This is a genomic window from Chitinophagaceae bacterium, assembly GCA_016699815.1.
Classification (GTDB): Bacteria; Bacteroidota; Bacteroidia; order Chitinophagales; family Chitinophagaceae; genus Ferruginibacter.
Map to the genome: position 1 here is coordinate 606,056 of CP065012.1, position 13,085 is coordinate 619,140.

The 13,085-nt window shown below is 36.5% G+C and carries 10 protein-coding genes; all 10 read left to right on the top strand.

Going from position 1 to position 13,085, the window contains the following annotated elements; genetic code table 11:
- The first annotated feature begins 192 nt into the window (after nucleotides 1-192).
- Nucleotides 193-537, top strand: coding sequence for a type II toxin-antitoxin system RelE/ParE family toxin (locus IPO46_02700; GenBank protein QQS63528.1), 345 nt, complete (start codon nucleotides 193-195; stop codon nucleotides 535-537).
- Nucleotides 521-823 carry a helix-turn-helix domain-containing protein gene (locus IPO46_02705; GenBank protein QQS63529.1) on the top strand — a complete coding sequence of 101 codons (303 nt, stop codon included), beginning with the start codon at nucleotides 521-523 and terminating at the stop codon, nucleotides 821-823. Before IPO46_02700 ends, IPO46_02705 begins: the two co-directional genes overlap by 17 nt.
- Nucleotides 824-1,330: 507 nt before the next feature.
- On the top strand, nucleotides 1,331-1,531 hold the full coding sequence (locus IPO46_02710) for a helix-turn-helix transcriptional regulator (GenBank protein ID QQS63530.1): 201 nt from the start codon (nucleotides 1,331-1,333) through the stop codon (nucleotides 1,529-1,531).
- Nucleotides 1,528-4,299, top strand: coding sequence for a type I restriction-modification system subunit M (locus IPO46_02715; protein QQS63531.1), 2,772 nt, complete (start codon nucleotides 1,528-1,530; stop codon nucleotides 4,297-4,299). The genes IPO46_02710 and IPO46_02715 overlap by 4 nt, the downstream gene beginning before the upstream one ends.
- Nucleotides 4,292-5,551: a restriction endonuclease subunit S gene (locus tag IPO46_02720; protein QQS63532.1), complete on the top strand. Its 1,260-nt coding sequence runs from the start codon at nucleotides 4,292-4,294 to the stop codon at nucleotides 5,549-5,551. Before IPO46_02715 ends, IPO46_02720 begins: the two co-directional genes overlap by 8 nt.
- Nucleotides 5,552-5,564: 13 nt before the next feature.
- Nucleotides 5,565-8,693 (top strand): type I restriction endonuclease subunit R, encoded by a 3,129-nt coding sequence (locus tag IPO46_02725; GenBank protein QQS63533.1) that lies wholly within the window; start codon nucleotides 5,565-5,567, stop codon nucleotides 8,691-8,693.
- Nucleotides 8,674-9,057, top strand: coding sequence for a hypothetical protein (locus tag IPO46_02730; protein ID QQS64431.1), 384 nt, complete (start codon nucleotides 8,674-8,676; stop codon nucleotides 9,055-9,057). Before IPO46_02725 ends, IPO46_02730 begins: the two co-directional genes overlap by 20 nt.
- A gap of 439 nt (nucleotides 9,058-9,496) precedes the next feature.
- Nucleotides 9,497-10,465 carry an ADP-ribosylglycohydrolase family protein gene (locus IPO46_02735; GenBank protein ID QQS64301.1) on the top strand — a complete coding sequence of 323 codons (969 nt, stop codon included), beginning with the start codon at nucleotides 9,497-9,499 and terminating at the stop codon, nucleotides 10,463-10,465.
- A 313-nt stretch (nucleotides 10,466-10,778) separates the two neighbouring features.
- On the top strand, nucleotides 10,779-12,266 hold the full coding sequence (locus IPO46_02740) for an arylsulfatase (protein QQS63534.1): 1,488 nt from the start codon (nucleotides 10,779-10,781) through the stop codon (nucleotides 12,264-12,266).
- Nucleotides 12,267-12,594: 328 nt separating this feature from the next.
- Nucleotides 12,595-13,077 carry a DinB family protein gene (locus tag IPO46_02745; GenBank protein QQS63535.1) on the top strand — a complete coding sequence of 161 codons (483 nt, stop codon included), beginning with the start codon at nucleotides 12,595-12,597 and terminating at the stop codon, nucleotides 13,075-13,077.
- Nucleotides 13,078-13,085 lie beyond the last annotated feature (8 nt).

Consider the following 13,085-nt stretch of genomic DNA (forward strand, 5'->3'; position numbering starts at 1 on the left):
TAAAGCCAAGCAATAGAATAAACAATGAGCTTTTATTTATAAATTTAGCTTCGGTTATGGGCTGACGATTTTCAAATACCGCCACATCGCCAAGCCGTAGCCGTTATAGGCAATGCTAACAGACGACCGTGTAACGACAAACGGACCGAAAATAAATTTGGAAATAGTTGTCTGAATAGTTAACTTTGCATCGTGACTTACGACAGACAAGTAATTGCTTATAAAAACTATTTTCTCGACTTTTACGAGGAGCTACCTGACAATGTTCAAGCTAAAATTGAGTGGACGTTAAACTTAATTCGGGTAACTCGACAAGTTCCAGAAAAGTATTTTAAGCACTTAGAAGGCACGAAAGGACTATATGAAATTCGAGTTGAAGTTGCTGGTAATATTTACCGCATTTTCTCGTTCTTCGACAAGGGTAATTTAGTAGTTCTTGGAAACGCTTTTCAAAAGAAAACTCAAAAGACACCAAAACAAGAATTAGAAAAAGCACTTAAAATAATGGAGGAATATCAAAATGAAAACAAAAAGTAATATCACGACATTAGACCAAATACTTGACAAAAAGTATGGTAAAAAAGGACAACCCAAACGTGAAGAATGGGAGCAACAATTTGAAGCGTTTAGACTTGGGGTTTTGCTTGAAGAAGCACGAACCAAACTTGGTATGACACAAGAGGAACTTGCAGACAAGTGCGGGACAAATAAATCATACATTTCACGCATTGAAAACAACTCTTCCGACATTCGCCTTTCGACACTTATGAAAATAATTCAACAAGGACTTGGCGGACACTTAAAATTGACCCTTCAACTTTAATGACGGAAAGAACCACTGGCTATAACATCGTATTGGCAATAGTGGGGCTGACAGTTGTAAACTCAACATTTGTAATTCTATTAGGCATAGGTGCAAATGCTGGGCTGACGTTTTTCAAATGCCCCACCATCGCCAATACGTAAACCGTTACCGGCAAGTGTATGACGACAGTGCAACCATAAACAGAAGACTAAAAACTGAACATTATTACAAGGACAAACCATTTAGTCAGGTGACCAAAATACTGAACATTTTACAAAAGGACAACGAGTAAGCCTACACTCAAGTCGACCCGATGTTTTTTATTTTTTTTCCACCGCACATTTTTTAAAAACAATTTTAGCCCACCGCACGGTCAAGCACATTTGGTTTTTTCCAACGCACAAGCCAACGCAAAAAAACCAAAAGAGCTTGCCCCTACCCACCCACAACAATACAGTGAACATTTACACTATTTGTCAGGGTAATTTTACTACATTTGACCTGTTAAAAATTAATTAGGATTCTATGAACCGAATTAAAGAAGTGCTCAAGGACAAAGGAATATCACAAACGTGGCTTGCCGATAAAATGGAAAAGAGCTACAACACCATCAATGAGTATGCTCGTAACGTAAGACAACCAAGTTTGGAGGACTTATACCGTATTGCAGAAATCCTTGACGTTGACATCAAAGTATTAATTGTTTCAAACCGGAAGAAAATATGAACAAACAAAAACTCGCTGCCAAAATTTGGGCTTCTGCAAATCAGATGCGTTCAAAAATTGAAGCTAACGAATACAAAGACTACATTTTAGGTTTCATCTTTTACAAATACCTATCAGAAAAGGAACTTCAATTTGCAAAGAAAGAAGACTTCACTGAGGCGGACATAAAAGCACTAAGCGAAGAAGACACCGAAACTGTTGAACACATCAAAAGCAACATCGGCTACTTCATAGCTTATGACAATCTATTCTCGACATGGATAAGCATGGGCAAAGACTTTGATGTTGCCAATGTTCGTGATGCTCTTTCTGCTTTTAGTCGTTTGATTAGTCCTGCTCACAAGAAATTGTTTGACAATATTTTCGACACCTTACAAACTGGACTAAGCAAATTGGGCGACAGTGCAGCTTCTCAAACAAAAGCTATTCGTGACTTGCTGCATTTAATCAAAGATATTCCAATGGACGGCAGGCAAGACTATGACGTGCTTGGCTTTATTTATGAATACCTGATTGGAATGTTTGCTGCAAATGCAGGAAAAAAAGCAGGTGAATTTTATACTCCGCACGAAGTTTCAGTTTTAATGTCAGAAATAATTGCACATCATTTAAGAGACAAAAAAGAAATTCAAATCTACGACCCGACAAGCGGTTCAGGTTCTTTGCTCATCAATATTGGCAGCAGTGTTGCGAAACACATTGATGATGAAAACAACATAAAATTCTACGCACAAGAACTCAAAGAAAATACTTACAACTTAACTAGGATGAACCTAGTAATGAGAGGACTTTTGCCGAACAATATTATCACACGAAACGGAGACACTTTAGAAGATGATTGGCCATATTTTGATGAAAACGACCCAATACACACTTACAATCCGCTTTATGTAGATGCAGTAGTTTCAAATCCACCTTATTCGCAAAAGTGGGACCCTTCTCACAAAGAAGCTGACCCACGTTATTCACGATTTGGACTTGCACCGAAAGCAAAAGCAGATTACGCTTTCTTACTTCACGACCTATTTCACATCAAGCCTGATGGCATTATGGCAATCGTTTTGCCACATGGTGTTTTATTCCGTGGCGGTGAGGAAAGCGTTATTCGTGAAAAACTAATTGAAGCCAATCATATTGATACCATAATTGGTTTACCGCCAGCAATCTTTTTTGGCACTGGCATTCCTACAATTGTAATGATATTAAAACAGAAACGTGCCAATACAGATGTTTTGATAATTGACGCATCCAAAGGATTTGTCAAAGAAGGAAAAAACAACAAGCTGAGAGCATCAGACATTAAGCGAATTTCAGACACCGTTCGTGACCGTGAAACATTACCTAAATTTTCAAAAGTGGTAACACGAGAAGAAATCAGAGAGAATGAATATAACCTGAACATTCCACGCTATGTTGACTCTTCTGAAAATCCTGAAAGTTGGGACATCTACGCTTCTATGTTTGGTGGTATTCCTGAAAATGAAATTGACGACTTGCAAGTATTTTGGGAGGCATTTCCTGAACTCCGAGAAACACTATTTGAAAAAAACTCTCCTATTAACTCAAACCTAATTGTAGATGACATCAACGCTGCAATAAAGGAACATCAAAGTGTTCAGGCTTTTGTAAATGGTTTCAATACAGCATTTGGTGACTTTGGCACTTTTTTGAAAACCGAATTGTTGACCAACATTCTAACCGTAAAAATCAACAGGGAGAAAACGGTTTTAAGTGACGACATTTTTAAGCGACTGGAAAACATCAAACTGATTGATAAATATGAGGCCTACCAACTTTTAGACAATGAATGGGGTGTAATCAATGTTGATTTAGAGATTATACAAACAGAAGGATTTGACGCAACAAAAAAAGTTGACCCAAACATGGTAACTCGTAAGAAAGACGGAGTTGAACAAGAAGTGCAAGACGGTTGGATTGGTAGAATTATGCCGTTTTTATTGGTGCAGGAAACGTATTTAAAAGACGAGCTAAATAGCTTGAGAGCCAAAGAAAACAGAGTTGCTGAAATTGCCACAGAGTTAGAGGAAATTATTGATTCACTTACCGAAGAAGAAAGGGAAACGAGCATTTTAAATGACAACAATGATGCTTTTGTAGTAAAAGAACTCAACGAATATCTGAAAGAGATTTTTGCGGATGTAAAAACCGAAGAAATCAACGCATTGAAGGAGTATCTGAACCTATTGGAAGACAAAGCCAAAAAGCCCGAAAAAGAAAACTTCATCAAATCGCACAAAGAGGTGAATTGGTCAAAAATGGAAGCCAATAATGATGGCACTTTTGGCAAGGCAAACATCAACAAATACCTGTTTGAATTGCAATCAACTTTTACTTTCCCTGATGAATCTTTTGAAAACAAGATGGTGAAAGCATCAACCTTATTGACAGACGAGAAAGATTTAAAAGCTCAAATAAAAGTAGAAGCCGCAGCACTTCATTTAAAGACCAAAGAAACCATTGAAAACCTGACAGACGAACAAGTTTTTGAATTGCTTGAATTAAAATGGATTGTTCCTGTGGTTTCATCCTTAAACAATTTGCCCGAAACCATTATCACCACCCTTACCAACAAAGTGCAGGCATCGGCAGATAAATACGCTATCACCTATTCAGATGTAGCAAAAGAAATTAAAGCAGCCGAAAGCACTTTATCATCTTTGATTGGAGACTTGGAAGGCAACGAGTTTGACATGAAAGGATTGAACGAATTGAAATCACTTCTAAAAACAGAGGAGCAAAATGGCTAAGAAAAATACAAACCCCGAAGTGCGTTTTGCTGGTTTTCTTGATGACTGGCAAAAAGAGTTTGTAGGCAAATACTATGATTTTAAAAATGGTTTAAATAAAAGCAAAGAGTATTTTGGATATGGGAAACCGATTGTAAATTTTACGGATGTCTTCCATAATAGGGGGCTTTTATCAAACCAACTAAATGGTAAGGTAGATGTAACATCAGATGAAATAAACAATTACAGCGTAAAAAAAGGCGACTTGTTTTTTACTCGAACATCAGAAACTATTGAAGAAATTGGGCAACCTTCCGTTATGCTTGATGAACCGACACAAGCTGTTTTTAGTGGTTTTGTTTTACGTGCAAGAGCAATAAATGAAGACCCATTAGAAATTGGTTTCAAACAATATGCATTTTTTACAAACTCATTTCGTTCTGAAATGGTAAAAAAAAGCTCTATGACAACAAGAGCTTTAACATCTGGAACTGCAATCAAAAAAATGTTATTCACTTTTCCAAAAAGTAAAGATGAACAAAAACTAATCGGTAACTTTTTTAAAAACATAGACAAACTAATTGCTGAGCATCAACAAAAGCTTGAAAAGTTTATAATTCTAAGAAAGGCAATGTTGGAGAAGGTGTTTCCTAAAAATGGAAACGAGTTGCCTGAAATTCGATTTGATGGTTTTAAGGAGAAATGGATTAAATATAATCTGGGAGATGTTTCACCAATAAGAGGAGGTTTTGCATTTAAGAGTAATGAATTCAAAAAAGAAGGTGTTCCAATATTAAAGATTTCGAATATTCTTCCAACAGGTGAAGTTGGTGGTCGTTTTGATTTTTATGACGAACAACTACAAGACGAAAATTTCCTTTTGCCAAACAATTCTGCTGTTTTAGCAATGTCTGGGGCAACAACTGGAAAAGTATCAATCCTAAAATTTAAAGAAGATAAGAAAGTATATCAAAATCAACGAGTTGGTTACTTTCAAGATAAAGGCGTTGTTGATTATAGTTTTATTTCCATCCTATTAAGGTCAGCATTATTCAGTGATAAAATGAAATCTGTTTTAGTTGCAGGAGCACAACCAAATGTATCACCAAAAGAAATCAACGCATTTGATTTTTATATTCCAAATAATAGTGATGAACAAAAGAAAATCGGAACTTACTTTAATAATCTTGATGAGCTAATTAGGAATCATAATATCCAATTAGTCAAGTTATCAAACATCAAAAAAGCATTTTTAACTAAAATGTTTATTTAATAATTAGGATAGAATGACATTTACATCAGAAGCAGAATTTGAAGAAGCACTAATCCAAACCCTTTCTAAAAAAGGTTGGGAAAAGGAAGTATTAAAACGTCCTACCGAAAAAGACTTGCTCCAAAACTGGGCAAACATCTTGTTTGAAAACAACCGAGGCAAAGACCGCTTAAATGATTACCCACTTACCGAAGGTGAAATGCAACAGATTTTGGAGCAGATAAATGCTTTGCGAACTCCTTTAAAACTAAATGGCTTTATCAATGGCAAAACAGTTTCCATAAAAAGAGATAACCCTGCTGATGTGTTGCACTTTGGCAAAGAAGTAAGTCTAAAAATTTATGACAGATTGGAAATTGCAGCAGGGCAAAGCCGTTACCAAATTGCACAACAACCCGTTTTCCCTACCAAGTCTAAAATACTAAATGACAGACGTGGCGACATCATGCTTTTAATAAATGGAATGCCATTGATTCATATTGAATTAAAAAAGAACGGAGTTTCGGTAAGTCAGGCTTGTCATCAAATAGAAAAATATTCCAGAGAAGGCGTTTTTTCAGGCTTGTTTTCACTGGTTCAGATTTTTGTGGCAATGGAGCCAAAAGAAACGGTGTATTTCGCCAACCCTGGTCCCGATGGTAAATTCAATAAAGACTTTTATTTCCATTGGGCAGACTTCAATAATGAGCCAATAAACGATTGGAGTGATATTGCTTCTTCGTTATTGTTTATTCCAATGGCTCACCAGTTAATTGGTTTCTACACCGTAGCAGATAGCAATGATGGTGTTTTAAAAGTCATGCGGAGTTACCAATACTTTGCTGCAAATGCCATTTCAGATAAAGTTGCCAAAACCGATTGGAAAAGCAAACATGCTTTAGGCGGTTACATTTGGCACACCACAGGTTCGGGCAAAACCATGACCAGTTTTAAATCTGCCCAACTAATTGCCAATTCACAAGACGCAGATAAGGTAATTTTCTTGATGGACAGGATTGAACTTGGAACACAATCCTTAAAAGAATATCGAGGTTTTGCTGACGATAATGAAGACGTGCAAGCAACGGAAAACACAGGCGTTTTGGTTACTAAACTTAAAAGTTCAGACCCTGCAAATACGCTGATTGTAACTTCCATTCAAAAAATGAGCAACATCAAAGATGAAGATGGTGGGCTAAATGCCCACGACATTTTGCTCATGAATAAAAAGCGAATTGTTTTTATTGTTGATGAAGCACACCGTTCCACTTTCGGTGATATGCTTAGGGCAATTAAAAACACATTTACATCTGCTATTTTCTTTGGATTCACAGGAACTCCCATTCAAGATGAAAACCAAAAGAAAATGAATACCACATCAACTGTATTTGGTGATGAATTGCATAGATACAGTATTGCAGATGGTATTCGTGATAAAAACGTTCTCGGTTTTGACCCATATAAAATTCTTACTTACAGAGACCGAGATTTACGATTAGCTGTTGCCTTGGAAAAAGCAAGAGCCAACAATGAAGCAGAAGCATTGGCAGACCCAAGAAAAGCAAGAGTATTTAATAAATACATGACCAGAGTTAGAATGGCTGGTCATTTTGAAACTTCAGGTCGTTATGTTCGGGGTATTGAAGATTATTTGCCCACTTCCCAATATGACCGTGACGAACACCATCATGCAGTTGTTGAGGACATTCTAAGGAATTGGATAGTTCTAAGTCAATACGGAAAATTCCACGCCATATTTGCCACAAGTAGTATTGCTGACGCAATATTGTATTACCGTTTGTTTAAAGCAGAAAATCCGAACTTAAAAATTACTGCACTATTTGACCCACACATTGACAACAACGGAAACACTGAATACAAAGAGGATGGACTTGTTGAAATATTGACCGACTACAACGAACGCTATGAGCAAGATTTCAGGCTTGCCAATCATGCAAAATTCAAAAAAGACATTGCCGCAAGACTTGCACACAAAGAGCCTTATTTAAGAATAGAATCCACACCGCATAAGCAAATTGATTTATTGATTGTGGTTGACCAAATGCTGACAGGTTTTGATTCCAAATGGATAAATACGTTGTATATGGATAAGGTGCTTGAATATGAAAATATCATTCAAGCATTTTCAAGAACCAATCGCTTATTTGGTCCTGATAAACCATTCGGAACTATTCGCTATTACCGTATGCCCCATTCAATGGAGCGAAACATCAATGATGCTATAAAACTTTATTCAGGCGACAAACCAATTGCACTTTTCGTTGAGCATTTAGATTCAAATCTCAATTCAATGAATCACGTTTACGGTGAAATTGAAAACTTATTCAGAACCGCTGGAATTGAAAATTTCGAGAGACTTCCTGATGATTTATCAGAAAGAGGAAGATTTGCCATACTGTTCAAAGATTTTAATAATTACTTAGAAGCCGCTAAAATTCAAGGTTTCAATTGGAGCAAATTGTCATACAACTTTGGAAAAGGAAAAGACAAGGTAACAATTGAAATGGCGTTGGACGAAAACACCTACTTGATATTGGCTCTTCGTTACAAAGAACTATTTAACACTGGTGGTGGCGGTGGTGGCGGTGATGTACCTTATGAGATTGAAGGTTATTTGACAGAGATAGACACCGACAAAATAGATTCAGACTATATGAACTCTCGATTTGACAAGTTCATTAAGGAGCTAAAAAAAGGAGATGTTGACCCAACTGAATTACAAAACACTTTAGATGAGTTGTATAAATCATTTGCAACCTTGACACAAGAAGAACAGAAATACGCCAACCTTTTTATTCGTGACGTTCAAAGTGGTGTTGCAAAACTTGAGAGCGGAAAAACGTTTAGAGAATATATCACAGAATACGAGTTCAACGCAAAGAATGACCAGATAAAGAAAATCGCAACTTTACTCGGCCTTGATGAATCAAAACTGCGTTCTCACATGTCATCAGGATTGACAGAGGCAAATATTAACGAATACGGACGTTTTGACGAATTAAAAAACACGGTTGACAAGGACAAAGCAAAAGCATATTTTGAAAAACTGGAGGGGACAACTATTCCTGCTTTCAAAGTAAATATCAGAGTTCACAATTTGTTACAGAAGTTTATAATTGAAGATGGTTTTGATATTGAATAATATATTGCCCACGCATTTGCAAGCACATTGCCAAAGCCGCACAAGCCAAAGCACAGACCAAAGCTTTGACAAAGAGCTTGCAAAGCCAACGCAGGACAAAATTGTTTTTAAAAAATTTCCTGACCCTTCAAAAAAAATAAAAAACGCAACGCACAGCCGACACTCAATGACACATAAACTCAATATTGACAATGGTTTGCAAAGACGGTGGACAGAAGGCCTACTGCTAACAGCGGTTTGGCGTAATGGCGGGTTCAGTGCTTCGTATGACAGTTTTGTGGTAGGTTCAAGTGCAGTTCTTCGATTGAACTTTTGTGCTAAAAATCCGCCACTACGCCAAGCCGCAAACCGTAAGCAAAACTGACCCTGTGCAAATGAACGAAACAGCGACAAAATCAACTTGGGAAAATCACCCTATTGACAATCCAAAACGGATTGATATTGATTTGCAATTTTCTGACAAACACTTTTCAAAACTAACCAAAGGGCTTATCCCTCAACAAATGGAGGACAAATGGTTCATCTTTTATGAATATGAATGGCTTTATTTTCATCGTTCCTGGACAGGTTATGGAATTTACAAAGCAAAACTCAGCAAAGGAACTGAAGGCTATTCAATAAAAGAATTTTGGGTAGAAAGAAATCAAGAAAAATATAATAACACTGAGGACAATTCTGATATTGAAATTTTTTCATTTCTTATTGCAAGAGGTCTTTTAGGAATTGACGTTCGGAACATTTACTCTAAACACTACATAAAATCAGAAACAGATATGGTAAAAGGTTGGAGTAATTTTGGGAATATGCTTTTTAGTAACCAAGGAGTTGATTATTCAATAGAAATAAAATCTGCGCTTTTTGGTGTTGCCGTTGGCGACGCTTTGGGTGTTCCAGTTGAATTCAACAGCAGACAAACGATTAGTAAAAATCCAGTAACTGATATGATTGGTTACGGAACATACGATTTGCCAGCAGGAACTTGGTCAGACGACAGTTCCCTAACATTTTGTCTTACCGAAGCATTGACACAAGATTTTGACCTTAATGTAATCGGGCAAAACTTTGTGAAATGGAAACACGAAAATTATTGGACACCACACGGACACGTTTTTGATATTGGCATTGCAACAAGTCAAGCAATCTCACGACTAGCAAAAGGCGCAAAGCCAGAGTTAGCAGGCGGTTTTGACGAAACCGATAATGGTAATGGTTCGCTTATGCGAATTTTACCATTACTTTTTTATTTGCTTGACAAACCAATTAACGAGCGTTACGACATTACAAAAAAAGTTTCGTCAATCACACACGGGCATATTCGTTCAGTAATTGCTTGCTTCTACTACCTTGAATTTGCTTTACAACTTTTTTCGGGCAAAGACAAATTTGAAACTTACAAAGATTTACAAACCGAAATCACAAACTACTTGACAAGTCATTCTATCAATTCGACAGAAATTGCATTGTTTGACAGACTTTTAAAAGACGATATTTACAAATTGGCAGAAGAAGAAATTCAAAGTAGTGGTTATGTTTTACATACACTTGAAGCAAGTATTTGGTGTTTACTTACAACAAAAAACTATAAAGAAGCAGTTTTGAAAGCCGTTAATTTGGGTAGCGACACCGACACCACAGGGGCGGTTACAGGCGGACTTGCAGGGCTTCTTTACGGACTTGACAAAATTCCTAAAAATTGGTTACAACGAATAGCGAGACATGAAGACATTGAAAACTTGGCAGAACGACTTTCCGATAAACTTGCCAGCCACTAACATTAGTATTGCCAATAGTGAGGACAGAAGAGCAATCAGTCCCGATAATTTATCGGGATAATTCTATTGTACTGCGGCTCGGGCTTGAAAAGCAAATGGATTTTACGCAAATACTTTAGATGTTTAATTTTTTTTACAGATTGTGTATATTTGAGGGATAAGTATTTTTTCTCAAACTCGTTTTGCTGTATTACTTTAGAGCAAGCTCTAAACAAAGTACATTGGTTTGTTTATTATCGTAGGCAATCTTATTGAATATATGAGCTGAATCGGCAAATAAAAACTTCAATTAAATTCAACGTGTAAAATAATCATGCACAAACTATTTTTAACCTTCCTTACCATACTTTTTATAACAACAATTGTTGCACAAACTCCCAAAAAACTTCCCAATATTATTTATATCTATGCAGATGATATGGGCTATGGTGAATTAGGATCTTATGGTCAGCAAAAAATTAAAACACCCAACCTTGATCAATTAGCAAGGGAAGGCATTTTGTTTACACAGCACTATACATCAGCTCCTGTATGTGCCCCGGCAAGAACAATGTTGATGACAGGAAAACACAGTGGCCATGCCTACATACGTGGCAATTACGAATTAGGAGGATTTGAGGATGATAAGGAAGGTGGGCAAATGCCCTTACCAGAAGGCACTTTTACCATAGCAAAAATGCTGAAAAATGCAGGTTATTCAACGGGCATGATTGGCAAATGGGGCCTGGGCATGAATAATACAACGGGCAACCCCAATAAGCAGGGTTTTGATTATTATTACGGCTATCTTGACCAAAAACAATCCCATAATTTTTATCCTACCCACCTTTGGGAAAATGGAAAATGGGATACCTTGAATAATCCTTATTTTTTTGTACACCGTACAATTCCAGCCAACTCGCCTGATTCAGCATTTGATCATTTCAAAGGAAAAGATTATTCCATTACAAAGATGGCAGAGAAAACACTGAGTTTTATTAAAGCCAATAAAAACAAACCTTTCTTTTTATATCTGCCTTATACGGTACCGCATATCTCTTTACAGGCACCTGATGAAGCAGTACAGGAATACATTGGCCAGTTTGATGAGCTACCTTATTATGGCGATAAAGGCTATGCACCCTGCAAATATCCTTTATCTACTTACGCAGCTATGATAACCTATATGGACAAGCAAATTGGGAGAATAATGGCTCTATTAAAAGAATTAAATTTAGATAGAAATACTTTAGTTATGTTTAGCAGTGATAATGGAACCACATTTGATGCAGGCGGTATAAAAGCAGAATATTTTAAGTTAACCGGGGGATTGCGAGGCAGAAAACAGGACTTATATGAAGGAGGCATCAGAGTTCCTTTTATTGCAAGATGGCCGGGGAAAATACCCGGGGGAAAAACTTCTGATCTTGTTTTTGCACAATATGATTTACTGCCTACCCTTGCAGAATTAACCTATGCAAAAGCATGGCCAAATGATGGTATTTCTTTTTTGCCTGCACTAATAGGCAACAACAAACAGCAAAAGAAACATGAATTTTTGTATTTTGAATTTCCGGAAAAAGGCGGGCAGGTAGCGATACGTATGGGTAATTGGAAAGGAGTAAAAAGCAATATGAAAAGTAATTTAGAAGCTACCTGGGAAATATATAACCTTGCTACGGACAAGTATGAAGCCGTAAATGTAGCATACAAGCATCCGGATCTGATAAAGAAATTTGAAGAAATTTTAAAGAAAGAACACCAGCAGGCTCATATAAAAGAATGGGAATTTATAGCCCCAAAATTTCAGGATAAAGACTAATAGATGTTTAATAATAATTACAATATTTAGAGCTGCTTTTTAGTAAAATAAAATTATTTTGAATTAAGGGCAGCAAATGAAATCGAACTCACTCCATTGCTTCGAAATTTTATTATTTATCTTTAGTAAATATACAGGCAAAAAGGTTTTTACAGATATTTCGACCCTAATTTAAATACTCTGTACATAAGGGCATCAATACAACTTTAAACTATTCAATATGAAACTTTACTATTACGGTTTCGCTTTTCATCCGAAAATTTTTTCAACACATCAAAAGCTACATTAGGCAATACAATTTCAATAAGCACCTAAGAAATACATTACAATGATGGAAAATGAAAGAATAATCAGCCTGTTTCAAAATTTATATGACGGTGAACCATGGATAGATGTAACAATTAAATCTACCCTGGCCAAACTTACTGCAGAACAAGCCGCAGCAAGGGTTTTAGATAATTGCAACACAATTTGGGAAATTGTAAATCATCTCATAGCATGGAGAATTGCAGTAAAGGAACGCATCAGGGGTAACAACATTAAAACACCGGGCAATAATTACATTCAAAAAGTAGTGGATACTTCAAAAACAGCCTGGGCCGAAACTTTGAAAAAACTTGATAATTCACAAAGAGATTGGGTGCAATTTTTGGGCAACATCAATGAAACTGATTTGCAAAAAAGTTATGAGCCGGGGCAAATGACAAATTATGAACTTATCCAGGGAATTATACAACACGATGCTTACCATTTAGGCCAAATTATAATTATTGCTAAACAAGGAAAAAAAAATAGAAATACTGTACAGTAGTTTATAAA

Coding starts and splice junctions, on each gene's coding strand:
- IPO46_02705 (QQS63529.1), top strand. CDS start 521: ATGAAAACAAAAAGTAATATCACGACATTAGACCAAATACTTGACAAA.
- IPO46_02710 (QQS63530.1), top strand. CDS start 1,331: ATGAACCGAATTAAAGAAGTGCTCAAGGACAAAGGAATATCACAAACG.
- IPO46_02715 (QQS63531.1), top strand. CDS start 1,528: ATGAACAAACAAAAACTCGCTGCCAAAATTTGGGCTTCTGCAAATCAG.
- IPO46_02720 (QQS63532.1), top strand. CDS start 4,292: ATGGCTAAGAAAAATACAAACCCCGAAGTGCGTTTTGCTGGTTTTCTT.
- IPO46_02725 (QQS63533.1), top strand. CDS start 5,565: ATGACATTTACATCAGAAGCAGAATTTGAAGAAGCACTAATCCAAACC.
- IPO46_02730 (QQS64431.1), top strand. CDS start 8,674: ATGGTTTTGATATTGAATAATATATTGCCCACGCATTTGCAAGCACAT.
- IPO46_02735 (QQS64301.1), top strand. CDS start 9,497: ATGCTTTTTAGTAACCAAGGAGTTGATTATTCAATAGAAATAAAATCT.
- IPO46_02740 (QQS63534.1), top strand. CDS start 10,779: ATGCACAAACTATTTTTAACCTTCCTTACCATACTTTTTATAACAACA.
- IPO46_02745 (QQS63535.1), top strand. CDS start 12,595: ATGATGGAAAATGAAAGAATAATCAGCCTGTTTCAAAATTTATATGAC.